At 62.7% G+C, this 20,804-nt stretch carries 21 protein-coding genes and 2 pseudogenes; 8 read left to right on the top strand and 15 right to left on the bottom strand.

Going from position 1 to position 20,804, the window contains the following annotated elements; genetic code table 11:
* Window positions 1-380 (top strand): SOS response-associated peptidase family protein (locus ACZY0R_RS41180; protein ID WP_488867296.1); only part of this gene is annotated, 380 nt, incomplete at its 5' end.
* Here the strand turns inward: ACZY0R_RS41180 and ACZY0R_RS41175 are convergent.
* From ACZY0R_RS41175 to purB, 4 genes are all read right to left on the bottom strand, one after another.
* Window positions 340-1,350, bottom strand: coding sequence for a DnaJ C-terminal domain-containing protein (locus ACZY0R_RS41175; RefSeq protein WP_488867294.1), 1,011 nt, complete (start codon window positions 1,348-1,350; stop codon window positions 340-342). The genes ACZY0R_RS41180 and ACZY0R_RS41175 overlap by 41 nt on opposite strands.
* A 376-nt stretch (window positions 1,351-1,726) precedes the next feature.
* Complete coding sequence (locus ACZY0R_RS41170; protein WP_488867292.1) at window positions 1,727-2,836, bottom strand: mandelate racemase/muconate lactonizing enzyme family protein; 1,110 nt, start codon at window positions 2,834-2,836, stop codon at window positions 1,727-1,729.
* Window positions 2,837-2,882: 46 nt separating this feature from the next.
* Window positions 2,883-3,881, bottom strand: coding sequence for a Bug family tripartite tricarboxylate transporter substrate binding protein (locus tag ACZY0R_RS41165; protein WP_488867290.1), 999 nt, complete (start codon window positions 3,879-3,881; stop codon window positions 2,883-2,885).
* Window positions 3,882-3,959: 78 nt separating this feature from the next.
* Complete coding sequence (gene purB, locus ACZY0R_RS41160; RefSeq protein ID WP_045241821.1) at window positions 3,960-5,324, bottom strand: adenylosuccinate lyase; 1,365 nt, start codon at window positions 5,322-5,324, stop codon at window positions 3,960-3,962.
* 121 nt (window positions 5,325-5,445) lie between these two features.
* Here purB and ACZY0R_RS41155 point away from each other — a divergent pair, with 121 nt between their 5' ends.
* Window positions 5,446-6,357, top strand: coding sequence for a LysR substrate-binding domain-containing protein (locus ACZY0R_RS41155; RefSeq protein WP_488867288.1), 912 nt, complete (start codon window positions 5,446-5,448; stop codon window positions 6,355-6,357).
* A 640-nt stretch (window positions 6,358-6,997) separates the two neighbouring features.
* Window positions 6,998-7,249 carry a hypothetical protein gene (locus ACZY0R_RS41150; protein WP_488867286.1) on the top strand — a complete coding sequence of 84 codons (252 nt, stop codon included), beginning with the start codon at window positions 6,998-7,000 and terminating at the stop codon, window positions 7,247-7,249.
* Window positions 7,250-7,703: 454 nt separating this feature from the next.
* On the opposite strand, the gene ACZY0R_RS41145 is transcribed toward ACZY0R_RS41150, so the two are convergent.
* Complete coding sequence (locus tag ACZY0R_RS41145) at window positions 7,704-8,111, bottom strand: hypothetical protein (RefSeq protein WP_488867284.1); 408 nt, start codon at window positions 8,109-8,111, stop codon at window positions 7,704-7,706.
* A gap of 247 nt (window positions 8,112-8,358) precedes the next feature.
* On the opposite strand from ACZY0R_RS41145, the gene ACZY0R_RS41140 reads away from it, so the two are divergent.
* The gene (locus ACZY0R_RS41140; RefSeq protein ID WP_488867282.1) at window positions 8,359-9,363 is read left to right on the top strand and encodes a VTT domain-containing protein; all 1,005 of its coding nucleotides are present in this window, start codon (window positions 8,359-8,361) and stop codon (window positions 9,361-9,363) included.
* 224 nt (window positions 9,364-9,587) lie between these two features.
* Here the strand turns inward: ACZY0R_RS41140 and ACZY0R_RS41135 are convergent, their stop codons facing one another.
* The 3 genes from ACZY0R_RS41135 to ACZY0R_RS41125 form a co-directional block, all read right to left on the bottom strand.
* A complete protein-coding gene (locus tag ACZY0R_RS41135; RefSeq protein ID WP_488867280.1) occupies window positions 9,588-9,722 on the bottom strand; it encodes a hypothetical protein in 135 nt (44 codons plus the stop codon).
* Window positions 9,723-9,754: 32 nt separating this feature from the next.
* The gene (locus ACZY0R_RS41130) at window positions 9,755-10,723 is read right to left on the bottom strand and encodes an NAD-dependent epimerase/dehydratase family protein (RefSeq protein ID WP_488867278.1); all 969 of its coding nucleotides are present in this window, start codon (window positions 10,721-10,723) and stop codon (window positions 9,755-9,757) included.
* A 183-nt stretch (window positions 10,724-10,906) separates the two neighbouring features.
* A complete protein-coding gene (locus ACZY0R_RS41125; protein WP_488867276.1) occupies window positions 10,907-11,701 on the bottom strand; it encodes an SDR family NAD(P)-dependent oxidoreductase in 795 nt (264 codons plus the stop codon).
* Between the two features lie 135 nt (window positions 11,702-11,836).
* Between ACZY0R_RS41125 and ACZY0R_RS41120 the strand changes: the two genes are divergently transcribed.
* Complete coding sequence (locus tag ACZY0R_RS41120; RefSeq protein ID WP_488867274.1) at window positions 11,837-12,778, top strand: LysR family transcriptional regulator; 942 nt, start codon at window positions 11,837-11,839, stop codon at window positions 12,776-12,778.
* Window positions 12,779-13,063: 285 nt separating this feature from the next.
* Here ACZY0R_RS41120 and ACZY0R_RS41115 read toward each other — a convergent pair whose 3' ends face one another.
* A complete protein-coding gene (locus ACZY0R_RS41115) occupies window positions 13,064-13,372 on the bottom strand; it encodes an amino acid ABC transporter permease (protein WP_488867272.1) in 309 nt (102 codons plus the stop codon).
* A 468-nt stretch (window positions 13,373-13,840) separates the two neighbouring features.
* Here ACZY0R_RS41115 and ACZY0R_RS41110 point away from each other — a divergent pair, with 468 nt between their 5' ends.
* Complete coding sequence (locus ACZY0R_RS41110; RefSeq protein WP_488867270.1) at window positions 13,841-14,137, top strand: hypothetical protein; 297 nt, start codon at window positions 13,841-13,843, stop codon at window positions 14,135-14,137.
* Window positions 14,138-14,161: 24 nt separating this feature from the next.
* Window positions 14,162-14,434 (top strand): annotated as a pseudogene (locus tag ACZY0R_RS41105) (DUF7884 domain-containing protein); the annotation flags it as partial.
* A gap of 197 nt (window positions 14,435-14,631) precedes the next feature.
* On the opposite strand, the gene ACZY0R_RS41100 reads toward ACZY0R_RS41105, so the two are convergent.
* Window positions 14,632-15,357: a DJ-1/PfpI family protein gene (locus ACZY0R_RS41100; protein WP_488867350.1), complete on the bottom strand. Its 726-nt coding sequence runs from the start codon at window positions 15,355-15,357 to the stop codon at window positions 14,632-14,634.
* Here ACZY0R_RS41100 and ACZY0R_RS41095 point away from each other — a divergent pair.
* Window positions 15,350-15,805: pseudogene (locus ACZY0R_RS41095) on the top strand (substrate binding domain-containing protein); the annotation flags it as partial. The gene ACZY0R_RS41100 and the pseudogene ACZY0R_RS41095 overlap by 8 nt on opposite strands.
* Window positions 15,806-15,864: 59 nt before the next feature.
* Here the strand turns inward: ACZY0R_RS41095 and ACZY0R_RS41090 are convergent.
* The 5 genes from ACZY0R_RS41090 to ACZY0R_RS41070 form a co-directional block, all read right to left on the bottom strand.
* Window positions 15,865-16,950 carry an IS630 family transposase gene (locus ACZY0R_RS41090; protein WP_488856952.1) on the bottom strand — a complete coding sequence of 362 codons (1,086 nt, stop codon included), beginning with the start codon at window positions 16,948-16,950 and terminating at the stop codon, window positions 15,865-15,867.
* A 209-nt stretch (window positions 16,951-17,159) separates the two neighbouring features.
* The gene (locus tag ACZY0R_RS41085; RefSeq protein ID WP_488867268.1) at window positions 17,160-17,771 is read right to left on the bottom strand and encodes an ABC-type transport auxiliary lipoprotein family protein; all 612 of its coding nucleotides are present in this window, start codon (window positions 17,769-17,771) and stop codon (window positions 17,160-17,162) included.
* A 2-nt stretch (window positions 17,772-17,773) separates the two neighbouring features.
* Complete coding sequence (locus tag ACZY0R_RS41080; protein WP_488867266.1) at window positions 17,774-18,664, bottom strand: MlaD family protein; 891 nt, start codon at window positions 18,662-18,664, stop codon at window positions 17,774-17,776.
* Between the two features lie 30 nt (window positions 18,665-18,694).
* Entirely contained in the window at window positions 18,695-19,453 is a 759-nt protein-coding gene (locus ACZY0R_RS41075) for an ABC transporter ATP-binding protein (RefSeq protein ID WP_488867265.1), read from the bottom strand.
* A 2-nt stretch (window positions 19,454-19,455) separates the two neighbouring features.
* Window positions 19,456-20,580 carry an ABC transporter permease gene (locus tag ACZY0R_RS41070; protein ID WP_488867263.1) on the bottom strand — a complete coding sequence of 375 codons (1,125 nt, stop codon included), beginning with the start codon at window positions 20,578-20,580 and terminating at the stop codon, window positions 19,456-19,458.
* Window positions 20,581-20,804: the final 224 nt, after the last annotated feature.

Below are 20,804 nucleotides of genomic sequence, written 5' to 3'. Positions count from 1 at the left end.
GATCATTCGCTGGCGCGTGGGCGAACGGTCTGTTCTGTCTCGTGCCGGCTACCAGCTTCTACAAACCCAATTACGAGGGCGGGGCCAAGTCGGTTCGCTGGCGGACCTGGCTAAAGGACGAAGCCGATTTCGCGATCGCGGGGCTGTGGCGGACCTGGCCGCGCGAGGTCGGAGCCGAGACCTTCAGTTTCACGATGCTGACGATAAATTCGGACAAGCACCCGCTGATGAATCGCTTTCATGCGCCAGGCAAAGAGAAACGGATGATTCTGATCGTGCCCCCCGCAGACCCGCGAGCCGGCCGCGGATGCCGCTGCCACCGGTGCGGCATCCGCGCGGTCAGTCGTGTAAACTCATGCCGTCCGCAAACATGCTTTTGAGCACCTGCTTTTGCGCCTCGCTGAGCCGTCCCTTCGGCAGGTCGATCACGACCCTGAGCCGCAGATCGCCCGTGTCATGGTTGACAGCGTGTCGCAGGCCCTTCCCTAACAGCCGGAGGATCTTCCCCGCGCGCGTCATGGGCGGCACCTCGACGGTGTAAGACTTCCCGAACACGTTGACGTGCACCTTCCCGCCGATCGCGGCGGTTGCAAAATCCACCTTTACTTCCCCCATCAGGTCAAGGCCCTGAAGTTTGTAGCTTCCGGCCTTCAGCACCTTGATCCTGCACAGTGCGTCGCCATCGGCCCCGCCATTTCCCCCGGGTGTGCCACCACCGACGATGCGAATCATCATGCCATCGACGATTCCACCACGAACCTCCGTCGCAATCTTCCGTTCCGCTTTCGCGTGACCGCTCCCCTTGCATGTAGCGCAGACGTTTGTCCTACCCGAATAGTCGCACTTAGAGCATCCTTCGCCAGCGCACGCCTTACAGCGCGACGCGGCCCGCGCCCATCCCGTACCGCCGCAGGCATCGCACGGACCGACGTATGGAACCTTTACCTCGATCGTTCCCCCGTTGACCGCCGTCTCGACGGAGATCGATGCCTTGCACTCAATATCCTCGCCGCGTACAGGCGGCGGGGAGCGATGCCAGTAGGAACCGAATCCGGCCGGCTTCACCCTTCCCGAAGACTGGCTTGCGCCGGCGCCGAAACCAAACGATCCCGCGCCAAACCCGAATCTAGTCTCGTCCAGCGAGTCGTCATAGGCTTCACGCTTCCGTTCGTTGCTCAGTGTTTCGTAGGCGTGCTTGATTTCTTTGAAGCGGGCGGTGGCTTCGGACTGGCTTTTCGGGTTGCGGTCCGGATGCCACTGCATCGCCATTCGCCGATAGGCGGCCTTGATCTCTGCCGCAGAGGCAGTTTTGGCAAGGCCCAATGTGGTGTAGTGTGTCCGCGACGTCACCGCTCGACCCTCGTTATTGTCGTCCTGTCGCGGGTCATTCTAGCGCAGCCAACGCCCTCTCCGAACGGCATGGCCAATTACTGCAGATTGTATCGCTTGGCTTCGCTGACTCACGCAGCGCATATTCCACGATCAGCCCGTTCTTGCTCTTGCAGAGGATGAGGCCAATGGTTCGCGGTCCAAGTTTTCACCTGAAAATCGCCCATGTGTTGTCGCTAAAGCACGGAACCGATGGCGGCATACGTGGAAGGTAAAGGTGCTCTTCCGGCCGACCCAAAGTCCCTTCCATTCGACTACCCCATGAAGGGGAAGCGAGGAAGCCGGGGCAGCAACCGAGGTGGGGCCGTGCCGGGGCCCGGCGCCCCCGGAGATCCCCCTAGCTCAGCCGGTACCGCTTCACCATGTCCCAGTCCAGCTCGATGCCGAACCCGGGGCCCTGCGGGATCGACAGGATGCCGTCCTTAATCCGCGGCGGGTTGGCCCACATGCCGGGGAAGATCGGGTCGCGGTCGGGGTCCGGGAAGCACTCCACGCAGATCCCGTGCGGCACTGCGCCCAGCAAGTGCGAAGCGATCTGCGGCTCTTCATGGTGCGCCATGCGCACGCCAGCTAGCGCACAGGCCGCCGCAGCGCGGCGCCATTCGGTGAGGCCGCCGCCTTCGGACGCATCGAAGTTGACGATGTCCACCGCGCCCGCGTCTAGCAGCCGGCGCACGCCCGCCGCGCTGACCTCGCTCTGCCCCGCGTTGATGGGGATCAACGTGGCCTGGCGCACTGCGGCCATGCCGTGCACATCATCGTGCCAGTGGCAGGGCTCCTCGAACCACGCAATGTCGTATGGCTCCACCAGCCGCGCGAAGCGCGTCGCCTCCGCCACGCTCCAGCCGCGGTTGGCATCCACTGCCAGCAGGAAGTCCGCGCCGCCGCCTTCGCGCGCATACTTCACGCGCTCGGCATCCTCCTCGGGCGACAGGCCACCCACCTTCACCTTGCAGCCGGCCATACCCACCGACCGCAGCCAGGCCATCTCGCCGGCCAGGTCGGACGCAGTCTTGCCCGGGAGGTAATAGCCGGCAATGGCGATGATCGGGATCTCCTGCCGGTAGCCGCCCATCAGGCGACACACATTGACCCCGAGCGCCTTGCCCGCCAGGTCCCACACCGCCGCATCGACACAAGCGATGGCGTTCATGACCAGCGCCCGGTCTGCGGCCCGAATCGTCAGCCGGAACAGCTTTTCCCAGATGCGCTCGCACGCGTGGATGGATTCGCCAATCAGCAGCGGCGCCATGTCCTGCTCGATCATGCGGGCGATCTCGGGGCCGTGCTCGCGCGGGTCTCCGTTGTAGACCTCGCTGACCAGGCCCGAGCTGGTGTGCAGGCGGGTGATCACCGTGGCGCGGCTGTCGACCTGGTACGAGCTGCCGGAGAACACCTTGTTCAGCGGGATGCGCACGGCGATGGCCTCTACGCGTTCGATCTTCATTGTGGATTCCCTGTGGTTGTGGCTGGGATGGTAGTGCTGGCCACGCTCAGTCGATGGTGGCGCCCGAGCGCTTGACGATGGCGGACCACTTGACGCTCTCGGACTGGATGTAGGCGCCGAGCGCCTCGGGCGTCGACCCCACCGGGACGATGCCGTCTAACATGAAGCGCTTGCGCAGGTCCGAGCTCTTGATCAGCTCCGCGATTTCGGCGCTGAGCTTGGCGACGATCGGACGCGGTGTGCCGCGCGGCGCCAGCAGCGCGTACCAGACGTTGGACTCGTAGCCGGGCACGCCGGCCTCGGCGATGGTGGCCACATTGGGCATGGAGGGCGCGCGCTGCACGGTGGACACCGCCAGCACGCGCAGCTTGCCGGCCTTGATCTGCTGCGACGCCACGCCATAGCTAGCGAACATGGCATTGACCTGCCCCGCCAGCAGCGCGGGCATGGCGGGCCCAGTGCCCTTGAACGGCACGTGCACGAGATCGAGCCCGGCCATGGACTTCAGCAACTCCATCGACAGGTGCGGGCCGCTGCCGTTGCCCGAAGAGCCATAGGTGTACTTGCCGGGATTCGCCTTGACCAACTTGATGAACTCGGCCAGGGTTTTGGCCGGCACAGAAGGATGCACGACGAGGAAGTACGGCGCCGAGGCCAGCAGCGAAACGGGCTCGAAATCCTTGACCGGGTCGTACGGCAGTTTGCGGTACAGGCTCTGGTTGACGGCCAGCTGCGAGGTCAGCGCGAGCGCCAGCGTATAGCCGTCGGGCGGCGCCTTGGCGACCATGTCCATGCCGATATTGCCGTTGGCGCCGCCGTGGTTGTCGACGATGATGCGCTGGCCCATGCGCTCCGACATGTACAGCGTTAGTGGCCGGGCGACGGTGTCCCCGCCTCCACCCACGGGATAGGGCACGACCAGGCGCACCGGGTGGTTCGGGTAGGTGTCGGCCTGCGCGTGGGCCGCATGGGTGGCGATCATGGCGCCCGCGCACAGCAGTGCCAGCGCGCCCAGCCGTCGCAATGTCTCGGCGATCCTGTTCATGGTGTGTCTCCTGTGTTGTCTTGTGATGTCTTGTGATGTTTTCGCGCCGTGCGGGGCATGTGCAGGCCGGCGGCGCCTTCAACCGGGCCAGCCGCTCTCCCGCACCTGGCCCAGGAAGCGCTCCACGATCTGCGGGGCCAGCCCCACGTAGGTGGCCGGGTCGAGCAGCGCCTTGAGCTCGGCTGGCTCGATGGCCGCGCGGATGGCGGGATCGCGGGACAGCGCCTGCTCGAACGTGATGCCGCTTTCCATGCCCTGCATGGCGGCGGCATAGACCAGATCGTGCGCGGTCTGCTTGCCGACCTTCCCGCCGAGCGCGAACATCACACGCTCGGACATCAGGAAGCCGCCCAGCAAATCGAGGTTGGCGCGCATGCGCGCGGCGTTCACCGTCAGGCCGGACAGCGCGTACTGCATCATCTGCAGCATGGCCGCGGCCATCATGCAGGCCTCGGGGACGGCCTTCCACTCCATGCGCACAGCGGCCACGTCGCGCTCGTGCTCGGCCATCTGCGCGTCGTGCATCATCGCCACGCTGTAGCGGATGGCGCGACTGAGCGTCACCACGGTCTCCACCACAGCCGGGTTGCGCTTGTGTGGCATGGTGGAGGAGCCCACCTTGCCGTCGCTGAACGGCTCGGCGAGCTCACCCACCTCGTCGCCCTCGAGGTTCATGATGGCGTTGGCGATCTTGCCCAGCGTGGCGCCGACAAGGCCCAGCACGCTGACATACTCGCCCAGGCGGTCGCGCGCGGGCTGCCAGCTGATCGGCGCCACGCCAAGCCCGAGGCGCGCCATCACGCGCCGCTCCAGCTCGCCAGCCTGTGCCCCGAACGACGCCTGCGTGCCGACGGCGCCCACCATCTGGCCGACAAAGGTACGCTGCTCCAGTCCCTGCATGCGCTCATTGTGGCGGTCCAGCTCGGACAGCCAGATCGCGCACTTGTGGCCGAACGTGATCGGCAGCGCCTGCACGGCGTGGGTACGCCCGGCCATCGGCGTGTGCTTGTGTTCGTCGGCCAGAAGGTACAGTTCGCGCCCCACGGCGGCCAGGTCGCGCATCAGGATGCCGTGGGCCTGCCGCACCTGGAGCATCATGCCGGTGTCGTAGACGTCCTGCGAGGTCGGGCCGAAGTGCACGAACTCGCCCAGCCCCCCGGCGCAGCGCTGCTGGAGCGCGCGCACCGCCGGTACCAGCGGGTGCTTCACGCGGCGCGTTTCGGCCGCCAGCGCCGGCAGGTCGATGTCCGCCACCCGCGCCTTCGCTCCGATCTCGGCAGCGGCCTCAGCGGGAATGATGCCCAGCTCGGCCTGCGCGGCAGCCAGCGCGGCCTCGAAATCGAACCACCTCTGCACGCGGCTCTCCTCCGAGAACACGTCGCGCATCTCGTCGGTGCTCCACATGTGCTGCTGGAGGGCCTGGTCGAACACACTGCAAGTCATCGCGAAACCTTTCTTTCCTGAGGAGATGGCAGCCATTCTCGGCCGCCGTCTTCTTTCTGTAAAATGACATGTTTGTAGACAATCATTGCCAAACTGGCATGATCCAACCGGCGCGTCAATCATGACCCTCCAGCAACTCCGCTGCCTGCAAGCCGTCATCGCCAGCCAACTCAGCGTGTCCCGCGCGGCCGACGCGCTGCACACCACCCAGCCCGCCGTCAGCAAGCTGGTCCGCTCGCTCGAAGGCGAGATCGGCGTGGAACTGTTCGTGCGCCGGGGCAACCGGCTGGTGGGACTGACCGACGCCGGCCAGGAAGCGGCGGCGCTGTCGCGGCGCGTGCTCAACGACACGCGCGCGTTGTCGGGGCTGGCCAGCGCGGGCCTCGCCGGTGGCAGCGGCACGCTGCGCGTGGGTACCACGCACATCCATGCGCGCTACGGGCTGCTCGACGCCATTCGCCGTTTCAGCGCGGCGTATCCCGCCGTAAACCTGGAACTGCTGCAGGGACACCCCGCGCAGATCGTGCAGTGGGTCAGCGAAAACGCGGTGGACCTCGGCATCTCGACGCTGCCGGACGCGACGCCGGAAGGCATCGTTACGCTCGAGGCTTATGCCATCCCGCGCTGCCTGATCGTGCCGCGGCGGCATCCGCTGCTGAAGCTGGCACGCGTGACGATCGAGGACATCGCGCGCTATCCGCTCGTGACCTACGACGAGCACTTCAATTCGGGATGGATGGTGACGCGCGAGTTCGAGCGCCGGGGACTGGCGCCGCGCGTGGTGGTCAGGGCGACCGACGCCAACGTGATCAAGGCCTACGTGGCCGCCGGCCTGGGCGTGGCCGTGTTGCAGCAGATGGCGGTGGAGCCGCGGCGCGACACCGACCTCGCGGTGATCGACACCGGCGACCTCTTTCCGCCGTCGATGGCGGCGGTCAGCCTGCGGGCCGACCAATACGTGCGGGGCTACATGCAGGACTTCATCGACATGATCGCGGCGGGAACGCAGCCCGCGCCGGGCCCCCGCCGTTGATCCGCCACTGCTGGAGAGCTTGCCAAAGCGGGGCTGAGAGCAGTCTGCCCTCAAGAGGATAATGAGTCACCCAGAATGGGCTTATTCGCGGCCGTACCCTCCCCCTCCGGGGGTCTCGATCACGAAGACGTCGTCGGGCACCATGTCGGCCCTGCCGATGTGCACCGACCCTTCCCGGGTTCCGTCCGCGCGCTCGATGTAGTTGTTACCAAGTGCGCCAACGCCAAACGGAGGATGACGCGAAAAGCTCCGAAGAACCGGTATTGGAAGAGCCGCTGCCGCTAAGCGCGCGGGGTCAACCTACTGCAAATGTCGACCGTTTCTGTATTGCTACGTAGCGCGATTTTGTGGTCGGCCGCACATACTGCAGTGCATCAAAACTAACACCCTAAAGGCGCATTCAGGCACCCCGCTCAGCGGTTTTTCCGCTGTTGCTATTTGGCCAAACGACAAGCAGGGGCGCCAGTTTGTGGCGTAGAGTTAAAGTGCTTTCTAAAGATTCGACTGCGATGCAAGGTGCGTCATGAAACGCATTGCAGCGCGGCGGTTCGCACGGCTGCCTTCGTACTAGGCGATTCTGACAATTGTTGGGCCCTATGGACCGCTGCGGCAAACAAGAACCGGGGTGATGGAGGGGGACATGAAAAACACAAATGAGCAATCCCTGCGTTTTCAGGTCGAAAAATGGCTCGCGCCTGGCCCCACGACGTCGGTCCACGTAGTTGAATTCGGTCGCACCCACTCGGGCCGGCGACGCTACGTATGCGTCGAGACCACGCAACCGGCCGTTTTGCGCGCATTGTTCTTCTTTCGGCACGATGACGGCTGCTGGCGGGTGTTTCCGCCTGCAGTAGATAGGCCGAAGATGAGCGCCGACCGTCTGGCCTTGTGAGCGGTCATTGCCGGCTCTTGCCAAACTGAACACACAGCAAAGGCGGCGCCTAAACACAATTTAGCGCGGGACCTGAGCATCAGCACTCGGTATGCGATGCGAGTTGCGATAGTGCACACGCTGATCTGACGCCGTCGGCGCGCGCGCCATCTATGATGCACATCAAATGGCAGTTTCTTTTGGCTACCTAGCTCGGCAAACCAAGGTACAGGACAGAAACGAAGCCGTATGAAAGAACGAGCCGCCTGTGCGGAACACGGCGGTCGGGCATCGCTCGGCCGGAAAAAAATGGCACCGGTTTTCGGGTCCTGGTACGCAGGCGGCAGTTTGGACTTAGCTTGCTTCGTCGCCTTGGCCTTGCCGACGCTAGTCCAGCCGGTCGCCCATGGCGGCAATTCGGGGCAATGTCAACACCGGTGAGCTCACACTGTCAGCTCTTGAATATTCTTGATGGTTAACCTCGGAATCGACGTGCAGTGACCGCCAGGATTACGTGTACGAGAGCACCGCCGAAGGCTAGGTAAATGCCTGAAGCGATAACGGGGCGCAACATATCTTCGAACTTCGATTCAGTCGCAAATGACACGCCGACGAAAGCTGGCGCCAACAGAATGCTGACGCTGCCAAGCAACTGGAAATAGCGGGCGCCGCCGCGCTCAATCGGCGTCAGGTAACAGCCGAGCATCAGATTCAGCAAGGACACCAACAGCAAGTAGATGTGTGCCGACCGGTACATGAGTCGCGCCACATCAGGCATACCTTGCCAGTGGACGAGCGAGATATGCATATACAGGCCGGTGCACAGAAATGCCCCCAGTGCGATAAGGCCAACAACCATATGAACCGTCGGTAATCGCTTCATGGCTAACCTCGGTCAGCTTGGGAGTTGTTTGCATGAACGTCCACGCGTGAGCGACACGTGCAATGGTACATCAGTGACCTCCTTGCTCCGGCGTTCGCATCCCTACGCGCAGTGTGAGGAAATGGGGCGGTACCACTATTCACCCTGCGAGGCAGGGCCCCTTTGCTTGTGCGACAATGCGATGCGTCGACATCGCGTGTCAATCGCGCCCTAGTCGTTTGTCGATGATGAGCGGAGTCAGTTTTTGATGACAGTGTCACCCACCTTAATCTCCGAATGGGGAGCCTGGGTAGTATTCCTCAGTGTCTTGGTCACACAGCTTGGCGCGCCAGTTCCGGCCGCGCCGATGCTTCTCTTGGCTGGCTCGCAGGTAGCTGCTGGTTTCGTCTCCTTCGGTTCAGTATTCGTGGCAGCGGTCGCTGCCGTTCTTATTTCGGATGGGCTGTGGTTTGTGCTTGGGCGGCACTATGGTCGTCGTCTCCTCACACGTCTAGTCCGAGTATCTCTATCGCTGGACTCAAGTATACGGAAGACCCACGCCTGGTTCGAGCGGTACGGAGCGCCACTGCTGCTCGTGGCGAAATTCGTCCCCGGCCTTGGACTTATCGCGTCTCCGCTTTTGGGTACCACCAAAATTGACCGAAGAGTTTTTTTCTCGTGGGACATCGCTGGCGGTGCGATGTGGTCGGGAGCGTGGCTCGCTGGAGGAACGCTTTTTGGCCCACAGCTGACCAGGATGATGTCTCTAATCAGTGCGCATGGCATAACTGTTGCAGAAGTGCTCGTCGCGGTCGGCGCATTTTTCGCAGCATACCGGTGGATTCAGCGCCTGCGTTTTCGTCGCTGGCTCGCGCATATTCGAATCACACCGCAGCAGCTGGATGAGATGATGCGCTCCGAGCGTCCGCCTGTCATTCTCGATGCTCGCCCGCAAGCCGTCCGCCAGGCAGAACCGCACCGCATCCCTGGCGCGATACCGATTGACCTGGCATCACCCGAGAAAGTTGATGCGGTGCTGCTTGAACACGACCTCGTGGTCTATTGCGTTTGCCCTAACGAAGCAACGGCGAAAAGGATTTCGCAGCAAATGCGTCGAAAGGGATTCCGGCATATACGGGCCTTGAAGGGCGGTCTTGATGCCTGGGAACATCACGGCTATCCAGTAGAGCCGCTCCCGATGGCGACCGAGCAGAAGGATCCCGGAGACGATGACAAGAACGAAGTAACTGTGCGCGCCGTGGCTCCGAATTGAAAGACGAATACGACAGGAAGACTGAGCCAATGGAGGAGTTCGGTGGGTGCGCCAACCAGGGCGTCCGCTAACCCAAGCACGTCCCTCGTAGAGAACCAGTCAACTTCTGTCGTTCTCTGGTACGCCATTTCATGCCAGGCCTCCGAATCTCCTGCGCGCTTTGCAACCACACGCCGTGTCCCTCAGTTGCTATTGCGGGAAAGCAAGCAAAAGGGGGAAATCCTTCAAGATTGATGGCGCGCCGCCGGCGGCATTTGCGATCGGACCATGAACTCTGCCTGCTCGGCGGGCAGGTCGGCCCCGAAATCTTCGCGGAAATGGGCGGGGCCGACGAATACGTAGCCATCCGGCGTGGTCACGATTCGAATTGCCTGGCGCGGCCGCAACGAACTCAGGCGGCATACGAGCCGAACTCGATGTCGCACAGGATGTCCCTGCGGATCGGCGACCAGCCCAGCAGACTTTGTGTTTTTTCCGATGACATGCGCTTGTTCAATGAAAGACTGACGCCGACCGGGCCGCCAGCGGCATACATCTCCTCGAGCTGGAAACTTGCCGTGTGATCGCCGGCTCCGATCATGCGGCTGACGGCCGCGGCGAGCTCCCGCTGGCTCACTTCACCGGCCACCCCGTGCAGCACCGCGCCCGCAGGCGCGCGTTCGACCGCGAGACAATACAGTTCGGCGAGATCATCGACATGAACGTATCCCTGCAGCGTGCCGCCGGACCCGAGGTGGGGAGCGACGCCGTGAGCGCGGGCCATCCGGATGAGGCCAGGCAAGTCGTAGCTGCCGCCGTTTCCATAGACGAGGCCCGGACGCATCACGATGCCGCGGAGACCCGATGCGTTCGCCACTTCCTTCTCCGTCTCGACGCGCGCGCCCATGGCGGCGCCGAACATCTCGATCAGTCCAGGCGGCACATTTGCCGATGCGGGGGCGAAGACCGAGGGCGGTAAAGGCAGGCTCACGTCTTCATCGAAAACGTCTCGCGTCGCCTCGCCGTCATTGACGATACCAAGGACCGCCGAGCCGCTTGTGAAGATAAGAGTCTTGCCCGATCCCTTTGCAGCGCGGAGCATGGCGCGAATCGCATCCCGATCCTGCGCGAACGTTTCAGCGCTGCCCGCCAGTGAGCCGATGCTTGCCGTGCTGACGATCGTGTCGGCTTCGCTGGCTGCCCTGATCAGACTTGCGTTGTCGGCGAAGTCGCCGGCAACGGGGATGATCCCGGCGAGGCGAAGCCGCCCGGCGGATTCTTCCGATCGTGCGAGGCCGAAGACCTCGTGTCCACGTTTGGCGAGCGCCTTGGCGGCGGCGCCACCGATATAGCCGGTCGCTCCGGTCACGAGAATCTTCATTGCGTTTCTCCTTGGTGCGTCGGCGTGCTTTCCTGATATTTCATATCCGTATCCAATTGATCTGAGAGCTAATACCATCGTCCGGACCCGGCGAATCGTTGCATTGAGCCTGCTTCATGCAGCCGTCCGGCCAGCGATAACTCGCGCAAGATGATCGAGCGGTGCGCAAATCTCCGAGTGCATTCAGCCTTGAAGCCCCATTTTTCCAGTGGCCATTGCGGCGAGGCGTACAACGAGCGTTCGTGGAAAAAATCGCGACAGCCAGGTGGCCACTCGCACGCTTGTCCGCCCCGGGTAGGCGACCGTTTTCCTTCGGTCGAAGGCCTTGAGTGTTTTTTGGACAACCGATTCCGAGCTGTCCATGTCCTCGGGCGACACGTCGGTCGACACGCCGTCAAAGAAACTCGTTGCCGTTGGCCCCGGGCAAGCTGCCGTCACATGAACGCCCGTGCCAGCGAGCTCATACTGCAGCGCCTCGCTGAAGAAAAGGACGAACGCCTTGGTTGCAGCGTAGGTGGCCATATAGGGAAGTGGTTGAAAGCTTGCGTTGGACGCGAGGTTGATGATGCCGCCTCCGCCTCGCTTCGTCATTCCGCTGCCAAGCAGGTGGGTAAGCGCGACGAGCGCATTAACGTTCACCTGGATCTCCGACTGTACCTTCGAGAAATCCTGCGAGAGGAAGCTGCCGGTCAGACCAAGCCCCGCATTGTTGACCAGCAGATCTACCTGGATGCCGCTGCGCTCGAGTTCCTCACCGATCCGGATGGCGGCGTCGGGATTGGCCAGGTCGGCGCTGAGCGGGAGGCACTGCACACCGTATTTGTCGGTAAATTCCTCCGCCAGGGCACGCAAGGCGTCACCAGACCGGGCCACCAGCACCAGGTTCATGCCTCGTGCGGCAAGTGTCTCCGCGAAGACCTTCCCTAGTCCTTTTGATGCTCCTGTAATCAGAGCGGTCGAGCCACGATAAACAAACATTTCCTCTTCCTTGTGTCGAGATGAACTTCATGCCGATTCAATGGCCGATTGCTGATGTGGCACATTGTGCAAAGTCCGCCGGGCTTTGATAATTGGCCTACCATTTGAATCATCTTCAAAAGGAACGGAAATATCGTGGAGAACCTCGGCGACATCCGGCTTTTTGTTGAAGCGGCAAACCTGGGCGGGCTATCGGCCGCGGGACGGAAGCTGGGGCTTTCTCCCGCGGCGGCGAGTGCACGTCTTGTCAAGCTGGAGGCGACCCTGAAGACGCGGCTCTTTGAGCGCACGACGCGCCAGTTGCGGCTCACGGAGGAGGGGCGAATGTACCTGCTACATTGCCAGCAGGCGCTTCAGGCCCTGGAAGATGCCCATGCGGCACTACAGGCCGGCCGGAGCGTCGTGCGCGGAAAGGTGCGGATTTCGGCGACCTCCGATTTCGGCCGCCACATCCTCAAGGGTTGGCTTGACGAGTTCAACGTGCAATATCCGGAGGTGACTTTCGCCCTGTTGTTGTCCGATTCGTTGTCGAATCTGTTGCTCGATGACATTGACCTTGCCATCCGCTTTGGCGTGCCCCCGGATAGCTCGCTTATCGCGTGGCGCCTTGCGCCCAATCGACGCGTGCTCTGTGCGTCGCCCGGGTATGTGGCGACGCATGGGGCGCCCGAGCATCCACGGGATCTGGAGCGATTCGACTGCATCGTGCTGGGAACGGCTGCCGGGCTTGCGAACGACTGGCGGTTCACGCGCGGCGGCAAGGTCGAGACCTATACCGTGCCCCTTGCAACGGCTCGAGAGACGAACGACGGTGCGCTCGCGCGCGAGTGGGCGGTTGCGGGTTACGGCATAACGATGAAATCCGTATGGGACATCGGCGCTGATCTGCGCGCGGGAACATTAATGATTCTGATGCCGCAGTGGCGGTCTCCGGATGTTCCGGTGCATGCGCTGTATCACCGTAGCCGGTACATGGCGCCACGCGTCCGGGCGCTACTCGACTTCCTGTTGGAGCGCTTTTCCACGGTATCTCGTGACCTCGACGTCTATTTAAACCCGGTCACTGAGGCAAGCTGAAACAAAGCGGAGATCGACGTTACGTCGAATGCGAGGAATGCAGCGTATCACCATGCCGACGCAACCGCGTCATCCGCCCGCACGACGTTGTGCATCGCCACCGCGTCAATCTTGCGTAGCAAGCATAACGATCTAGGCTGGAGCGTTTTTCGCGATGACCGGCCACCCAGACGGCGAGACGGCATCGCTCCTTGTGATAAAACTTGCCGAGCTGCTGGCTGGAGAGATCTCGCCAGCAGTCGTCGAGTGCACTCGTGCACGGGCCTCTTCTTATTGCACTGCAGATCAGTTGGCTGCCGACGCCGCCTTCTCCTTCTTGCTCTCCTTCTTGCTCTCCTTCTTGCTCTTGCTCGACTTCTCCGCGGCCGGTGCCGAAGCGTCAGTCAGCTCGCTGCCCGTGCTCTTGTTCGCACCCTGGGTGTACGGGTCGAACTTGTCGCCAGCCTTGGCGCCCTCGGTGTAGGGGTCGAACTTCTCACCCGCCTTGGCACCCTGGGAATACGGATCGAACTGCCTTCCGGTGCCCTGTGCCTGGGCGGCCAGGGAGGCAGCGCCGAGGGTGAGCGCGATCGCGGTCGCGACGAATTTGTTCATGATTTCTCCTGAGAAATGCCGCCCTCGGGCGGTCGGAATATCGGCTGACCCCGCCGGGGGGCAGCCTGGGCCAGGGTCGCCAACTTCGCTCCCGGCTGTCAACTTGGGGCTTGCCCGGCGCGATTCCTCAAGCCCCCTGTTACTATCTCCACGCTCGGATACTACAAGACGAGCCTTCAGATACCAATGACATGATTGTTGTAGAGAGCATTTGCATCGACCTGTGTCCATGGGTGACTGAACGACGTCATATCAACGAATAGGCTCCCGGACCGCGCCTCCGTTATTCCGAGGCTCCATAGCTCGAAAGCCCTTCCCTGCCGCGCCCTGAACGACTACGCTCGCGAATCGGATTTCGGCTTAAATAGCTGACTCCAGCTTTATGTAATAGCCACCCTTCTCCCCGCTAACTATCATCAAAGCCAAGTGGGACGCTCAAGCGCCTCCAGTCGAAAACTCGTTTGGCCCATGGACCGCGTGATCCTGACCCTTTCGCCTTGGCGCGGGAATGTCCCGCACACTTTTCGCCAGAAGGAGCGTCAATTGTTCGACGATACGAGACAGTGGAAAGGCGATGTGCCGCCAGGCCAACCACGGGATCTGTATACGTGGACCATGGCCTGGTATGACAAGGCAGTCGAACTGGGCTTCATCGAGCCACCTTTCGAGCCGGATGATTTCGATGCCTGGCGGCTGCAGGGCTACTTCGATGCCAGACTGACACCCAGCGAAGCCGTTCAGGCACTGTTCGGCTGCAAACACTAGGGTGTATTTTGGCGAGGTACAAGAATGTTCTGGGACAAGAAGCTTGCGCAGTGGGTGGAAGAAGTAAAGGCGAAGGCCAATCTTCCGGCGCGACTCGTACCGTGGGATGGCCAGCAACACGACTTCGGCACGTTCGCCGCGCCGCAGGTCGCGCTGAAGGTGAATAGCGCGTCCGCGCTGCCGCTCCTGCTCGAACCGAGCCTCGACAATCTTGGCGAAGCGTACGTGAAGGGAAAGATCGACATCGAAGGCAAGTTGTCAGACATCATCAACATTGGCTACCCGCTCGCGCGTAGCAGGCGCCAAAGACGCTCGATTCCCGAGTCGGTGCTTCCTAGGTGTTCAAGAGTCTGTACAGTGGAATCAAAATATGCCCGCGATGTCCCCAAAGCGCCCATACCTGTGCGAATGAGGTGGGCGACGTGTTCGATCGGCCCCGCCGACCGGCTCCCACTTGCACGCGGGCCCCGGTGCCGCTGGCCCGCGTACTGTCACTACGGCAATGCCTTGTAGTGTGCGGTCGCGCCTTCGTGATACCCGCGCACCTTGTCGGCCATCAAGCCTTCAAACGCAGAGACCAGTTCCGGGCCAGCGCCCCGTGCCGTTCCTGTCTTGTAAGGCGGATGCGGATCATATTCGATGATCAGTTCCGTCAACTGAGCGGCCGGCTTTCCGAACGCTGCTTCCGTGACGAGCAGTACGGCCTCGAAGCTGCCAATGCCCGAGCCCGCCGTATAGAGATTGCCGTCCACCACAACGCCAGCACTGTCACGGACGACTTCGGATGCACCCAGCTCTTCAACGATCTGCAGCGAGTTGTAGCTCGAGGTCACTCGCTTGCCCTTGAGCAGGCCGGCAGCACCGAGCAGCACCACGCCATTGCAGATGCCGATGACGAATTTGGCGTTCTTGGCTTTCTCGGATACAAACTGAATGACTTCAGGATCGTTCTGGATCTCGGGCGGCAGCATGGGTACAGCCAGTACGTCGACATCCGGACAGTTGGCAAACGTCTCGTTCGACTTTGTCCACCACGACGGAGAACCTTCCACAAGGTCAAGGTTCTTCCAGACCAACAGGATTTCCGCGCCCGGCAGCAGTCCAAAGACTGTCTGGATGCCAACCATGTCCATCGGAATATAGCCAGGACCAACCAGAATAGCGACCTTGAATGGCTCTTCTGCTCGTGCTGCGAGGTCCGCACGAAGAGCACGGCGGATTGCTCCCTGTCGTATGGCGGTGTGCGCGTCTCCCGCCTATCTGCAGAAGCACGGCACGCCGCACACGGCGGAGGACCTGCAGGCCGCGCAGCGGCTTGTGTTCAGCGAGGCCGTGTCAGCCGGTGACTGGACATTGATCGACACGAAAGGCCGCCCGCACGTCATCGGCGGTGCGTGCCGCATGAGCGCCAACAACATGCAGATGCTGCTGGCTGCGGCACTGGAAGGCGCCGGCGTCGCCTATGGGCCAACGTGAGTCTTCGGCGAGTACATTGCGCGCGGTGAGTTGGTCGCGCTGCTACCCTCCTACCGCGCGACGGAGTTGACGATCCAGGCCGTCTATCCGAGCACGCGTCACGTGCCACTCAAAGTACGCCGGTTCATCGACCAACTGATTGAAGCATTCGGTGACCAACCTCCTTGGGATCACCTGCAGCCGCCGCCTTGAGACCATGCGGTTTCACGGTCTGCTTCGAGGGGCTAGCTTTGTATGGTCACACGACGAAGCTAGTGTAGTGTTGCATTCTGTTTGGAACTTAAGCGGCGGTTGGCGCGAATGACCTTCTGCAGGATGTCGCGAGCGCTCTTGGTCCAGATGAACGGCTTGGGGTTGGTGTTGTGGTGAGCGATGTACTCGTTAATGGCGGCGACCAGTTCCGGCACGCTGGTGAATACGCCGCGGCGAAGTCGCTCGGTTGTGATGTCGCGAAAGAACCGCTCGACCATGTTCAGCCATGATGCCGAGGTGGGCGTGAAGTGCATGTTGAATCGCGGATGCTTGGCCAGCCAGTCCTGCACCGCAGGATGCTTGTGCGTGGCGTAGTTGTCGGCGATCAGATGCAGCGTTTTGTCCTTGGGCGTCTCGCGGTCGATCTTGCGCAGGAACTTCAACCACTCGGTATGGCGGTGGCGCTGCTGGCACTGGGCGATGACCTGGCCATCGAGCACGTTGAGCGCGGCAAACAGCGTGGTCGTGCCGTTGCGCTTGTAGTCGTGAGTCATGGTGGCCGCGCGCCCATTCTTCAGCGGCAGCCCGGGCTGTGTGCGATCCAGCGCCTGCACCTGGCTCTTCTCATCGCAGCACAGCACAAGCGCGTGCTCGGGTGGCGACATGTAGAGGCCCACGATGTCTTCAAGCTTCTCGACGAACTTCGGATCGCGCGAGACCTTGAAGCCGCGCACGATGTGCGGCTTCAACCCGTGGGCGTGCCAATGGCGCATGACGGTGCTGGCGCTCACGCCCAACTCGGCGGCCATCTTGCGCGTGCTCCAGTGCGTGGCCGCTTCGGGCTGGCTCTGGGTGGTCAGCGTCACGAGGCGAGAGACGTCCACCTTGACCGGCGGCGCGCCACGTGGACGGTCGCGCTCAATGCCCGCCAGCCGCGATTGGGCATAGCGCTCGCGCCAGCGCGAGACCTGCACCCGGCCCACGCTCAGTTGCGCGGCAATGTCCTTGCTCTGCATCCCCTCAGCCGCAAGCAGCACGATGTGCGCACGCTGTACCAGCCTCACACTGGTCAGCTTCGAACGAACCAGTCTCGTCAATTCGGCGCGCTCTTCGTCGGTCAGCACAATCTCAGGGGCAACTCGCATTCACTCTCTCCACTCTGCCTCATAGTGGAACCTTGGAGGCATGCGAATATTATACGTTCATTCAAGAGTGCAACACTACACTAGCCCGGTATGAGCCGTCTCGTCGAGCCGACTAAGTTGGAGGCCAAGTCGGTAATAGCGGTGCTGCTGCATCTGGAGAACACCATAGCAGGAGGGGCAGCTTCGCGGTGGCCATCCGTTCTCCACAACTATGGCGCTGCCGCCCAGATAAAGACCCGCTCGATCAGCTGGTCGCTGGCATCCGAGAAAGCCTGTGCACCGCCGGCCGCGTCCGCCGTGCGTGCCGGCACCTGTACCCGGAACATCGCGCTGCGTACCTGCGGCGGGTTCGATGCGCTCAGCGTCGCGATCGCCACCACCCGCGCCTCGCTCTCCGTGGCGCTGGCGTAATGCTGGACGAACTCCATTACGCGCAGGCTGAGCGCGAGGGGACGTGGTTCCCCGGCTGCCCGCGCCGGTTGAGGCAAGGGCGGCGCCTGGGCGTAGGCGCGCATCATCAGGTCTTCGATCAGCACCGGCGGCCGGTCGATCCATTGGTTTTTCGCGTAGACTTCGACTGCCTGGGCGGCCTTGTAGTCGAGCGAGTACAGGAAGCCAGTCTCGTTGATCCAGGGTGCTGCCGTGACGCGCAGCTGCAGGCCGGGCGGAAGCTTGCCGGCGGCGGTCGCGGCACGCAACCCACCCGCAATCGACCACCGGGTCGGTTGCGTGGGTGCCGAGGCGCATGCCGCGAGCAGGCATGCAACCAATGCGCCCGGCAGCAGGCGCGCGAGTGCTCTCTGGGGAAGATGTGCCGGCACGATCAGCCTCCAAATCCGACTTCGCCCGGGCCGGGCCTGGACGGATGCTTGCCGAAGATGATCCGTTGCGGGTCGTCCCGCTGCTGGACGGCGACCTCATTGAGCGAGCTGGTCATTTCATCGACACCTTGCAGTGACTGCTCCAACTGGGGAAGGATATCGCGGTCCACGCGCGCAACAGAACGGTCAAGACTGCTTGCCATGCCCTTGAAGCCGGACAGCGTGCCGGTGGCTTCGCGCTGCAAGCCGGCGACGTCAGTCTTCAGGTCTGCGGTAAGGCCACGCAGGTCGCTCGTCAGGCGGTCGACCCCGCCCAGGCTTGTGCGCGCAGACTTGAGCAAGTCCGGCAGTTCAGTCGACGCGATGCGGACATTGTGCATGGTGTTCTGCAGGTCTTCGCGCATGGCCGGGTTGACGATCTCGATCAGCGCCTGCGTGAGCCGCCGCAAGTCGTCCACGGCTTCGGGCAAGGACGCGCCAACGCGCTGCAGCGACGAGGGCTCCACCGGGATGGCGGCATTGTCCTGGTCAAGCCGGGCGCCGCCCCCGCTGTCCAGCAGTTCGATGTCCGACAGGCCCGTGATGCCTTGGCTGACCAGCCTCGCGGTGGTAGCGGTGCTCAGGCGCAGCTGCTGGGACAGGCGCGCCGTGATCAGCACCTGCCTCTGGTTCTTGGAATTGATCCGCAGTTCGGCCACCTTGCCGACGGGAATACCGCGGTAAAGCACGGGCGCCTCGCGGTTGAGACCGCTCACGGATTCTTCGGAAATCAGCGTCAGGTCCTGGGAATACATGTCGCGGGTGCGCCCCATCCAGACGGCAAGCGCGGCGCCTGCCGCCACCAGCACGACGAAGAAAATGCCTGTGAAGAGCGCATAGGTCTTGCTTTCCATGATGCCTCCCGTGGATTGGCCTCGCGACAGTCAGGACGCGCCGGTCATGAAGTATTGGTGGATAAAGGGGTGATCGACCTTGCGGACCGCTGCCAGGGTGCCGTTGGCCACGACGTGCTGGTCGGCCAGCACCGCCACGCGATCGATCATCGGTTCAAGCCGGAAAATCTCGTGGGTCACGACGATGGCCGCCAGGCCAAGCAGGTGGCGCAGTGACAGCATCAGTTCGACGAATTCGCCGGCCGCTACCGGATCGAGGCCGGAAGTGGGCTCGTCCAGGAAAAGGAGCTCCGGGTCCAGCACGATCGCGCGCGCCAGGGCGGCGCGCTTGATCATGCCGCCGGACAACTCCGAAGGCAGCTTGTCCGCGTCGGACGGCTTCAGCCCGGACTGGGCGAGCTTGAGATAGGCGATGTCCATCATCTCGGCGCGGGACAAATTGCCGCGTTCATGCAGCGGCACCATGATGTTCTCGAGCACCGACAGGGCGCTGTACAGGGCGCCGAACTGGAACAACACGCCCCAGCGTTCGCGCAGCCTTCGCTGCCGCAGGAAATAGGCCGACCGGATGTGCTCGCCGAAGACTTCCACGGTGCCCCTGGCCGGCTCGGTCAGTCCCATCATGTGCCGCAGCAACGTGGTCTTGCCGCTGCCGGAGCCGCCCACGAGTCCAACCACCTCGCCTGGCTTCACCTCCAGGCTGAGGTCTCTGTGGATGACCTTGCTGCCGAACGTCGTCCAGATTCCCGTCATGCGCACAGGCAGGTTTGGTTGTGTGGGCTCAGGCATGCTTACTTGCCCGTCAGTGACAGCGCGACGGCGACGATCGCGTCCAGCACGATCACCAGGGTGATCGACGCCACCACCGAGGCCGTGGTCGAGGTGCCGACACTGGTGCTGTCCGGCTTCACGCGTTCCCCAAAGTAGCAACCGACCATGCCGATGGCGAAGCCGAACATGACGCCTTTGGCCAGTCCGATATAGAGCTGCCGTACCGGCACGACGTCACGGAACCGGTCGATAAACAGCGAGAACGGGATATCCAGTTGCGCCCTGGCGGCCACCGCACCGCCAGCCAGGGCGAACAGCGTGGTCCACAGCGTCAGCAGCGGCACGGCAAGGGCCAGAGAGGAAATCATCGGCCAGTAGAGGCGCAGCGTATGCGAAATCCCGTGCACGCTCATGGCGTCCAGCTCCTGGCTCAGCTTCATGGCGCCGATCCGCGCGGTCAGCGCCGAACCCGACCTGCCTGCGATCAGGATGGCGCACAACAGGGGCCCAAGCTCGCGCAGGACGGCGATACCGAGGAAGTCCACGATGAAGATGTTCGCACCGTACTGCAGCAATTGCTGTGCCGACAGGTAGCTCAGCACCATGCCGATCAGGTAGCCGACCAGTGCGGTGATACCCAGCGCGGTGACGCCCGCCCGATAGCTCTCTACCGACAGTTCGCGCCATGGCATCAGGCGCGGCCTGAGTATGACGACGAGCGTGGCAAGCACATAGCCGCCCAGCAGACGAAGGAAATCTCCGACACGGCTGAGCGGACTAAGCAGCGCTGCACCGATTGCCGTCAGCGTATCGATGAGGATATGCCGCCTTGGCATAGGCGGCGCATCGCCGACCGTGATGATCTGTTCCAGCAACGCGCGCTGCGCGTCGCTGCAGACAAGGTGTTCCGGCAGGACGCGGTCCCAGCTACGGACAAGCAGGCGCAGGCCGACCGTGTCGAAGCGCTGCACGCCGCTGATGTCCCAGCGCGATGCGGACAGGGCGTGGAGTGCCTTTTCGGCGGCAGCGATCTGGCCGTGCAGCGCGGGGAACGTCCATAACCCTTCGAGAATGGCTGTGCCCTTCTCGATACGCCAGTGCGGCTGTCCGGCCGTGGCACGTTCCATCGACACAGATGCGGCCATCGGAATACCTCCCTGTGGTCATCACGGTAGCGCACGGCATGCCGGCCGCCCGCCGATCGCCAAATCACAGTTAATGAAATGTGCTTACATCTTGCCTTTTGCGCGAGCGAGGCAGGATGATCCGAACGCAGTTGAGCGACGAGGTCTCTCCACCATATGGCAACGACGGGCCAGTGGCAGTTTTCCCAAACACACAAGGAACCCCGGCCAGAAAACATCCCGGC

It is taken from the genome of Cupriavidus sp. F041 (assembly GCF_057814235.1).
The sequence above is the reverse complement of the archived record's forward strand: the minus strand, read 5'-3'. Positions and strand labels throughout refer to the sequence as shown.

Excerpts from the sequence above, each read along its gene's own strand:
- ACZY0R_RS41170 (WP_488867292.1), bottom strand. The coding sequence starts at position 2,836 with ATGAAGATCGAACGCGTAGAGGCCATCGCCGTGCGCATCCCGCTGAAC.
- ACZY0R_RS41165 (WP_488867290.1), bottom strand. The coding sequence starts at position 3,881 with ATGAACAGGATCGCCGAGACATTGCGACGGCTGGGCGCGCTGGCACTG.
- purB (WP_045241821.1), bottom strand. The coding sequence starts at position 5,324 with ATGACTTGCAGTGTGTTCGACCAGGCCCTCCAGCAGCACATGTGGAGC.
- ACZY0R_RS41155 (WP_488867288.1), top strand. The coding sequence starts at position 5,446 with ATGACCCTCCAGCAACTCCGCTGCCTGCAAGCCGTCATCGCCAGCCAA.
- ACZY0R_RS41150 (WP_488867286.1), top strand. The coding sequence starts at position 6,998 with ATGAAAAACACAAATGAGCAATCCCTGCGTTTTCAGGTCGAAAAATGG.
- ACZY0R_RS41145 (WP_488867284.1), bottom strand. The coding sequence starts at position 8,111 with ATGAAGCGATTACCGACGGTTCATATGGTTGTTGGCCTTATCGCACTG.
- ACZY0R_RS41140 (WP_488867282.1), top strand. The coding sequence starts at position 8,359 with ATGACAGTGTCACCCACCTTAATCTCCGAATGGGGAGCCTGGGTAGTA.
- ACZY0R_RS41130 (WP_488867278.1), bottom strand. The coding sequence starts at position 10,723 with ATGAAGATTCTCGTGACCGGAGCGACCGGCTATATCGGTGGCGCCGCC.
- ACZY0R_RS41125 (WP_488867276.1), bottom strand. The coding sequence starts at position 11,701 with ATGTTTGTTTATCGTGGCTCGACCGCTCTGATTACAGGAGCATCAAAA.
- ACZY0R_RS41115 (WP_488867272.1), bottom strand. The coding sequence starts at position 13,372 with ATGAACAAATTCGTCGCGACCGCGATCGCGCTCACCCTCGGCGCTGCC.
- ACZY0R_RS41110 (WP_488867270.1), top strand. The coding sequence starts at position 13,841 with ATGGACCGCGTGATCCTGACCCTTTCGCCTTGGCGCGGGAATGTCCCG.
- ACZY0R_RS41090 (WP_488856952.1), bottom strand. The coding sequence starts at position 16,950 with ATGCGAGTTGCCCCTGAGATTGTGCTGACCGACGAAGAGCGCGCCGAA.
- ACZY0R_RS41080 (WP_488867266.1), bottom strand. The coding sequence starts at position 18,664 with ATGGAAAGCAAGACCTATGCGCTCTTCACAGGCATTTTCTTCGTCGTG.
- ACZY0R_RS41075 (WP_488867265.1), bottom strand. The coding sequence starts at position 19,453 with ATGCCTGAGCCCACACAACCAAACCTGCCTGTGCGCATGACGGGAATC.
- ACZY0R_RS41070 (WP_488867263.1), bottom strand. The coding sequence starts at position 20,580 with ATGGCCGCATCTGTGTCGATGGAACGTGCCACGGCCGGACAGCCGCAC.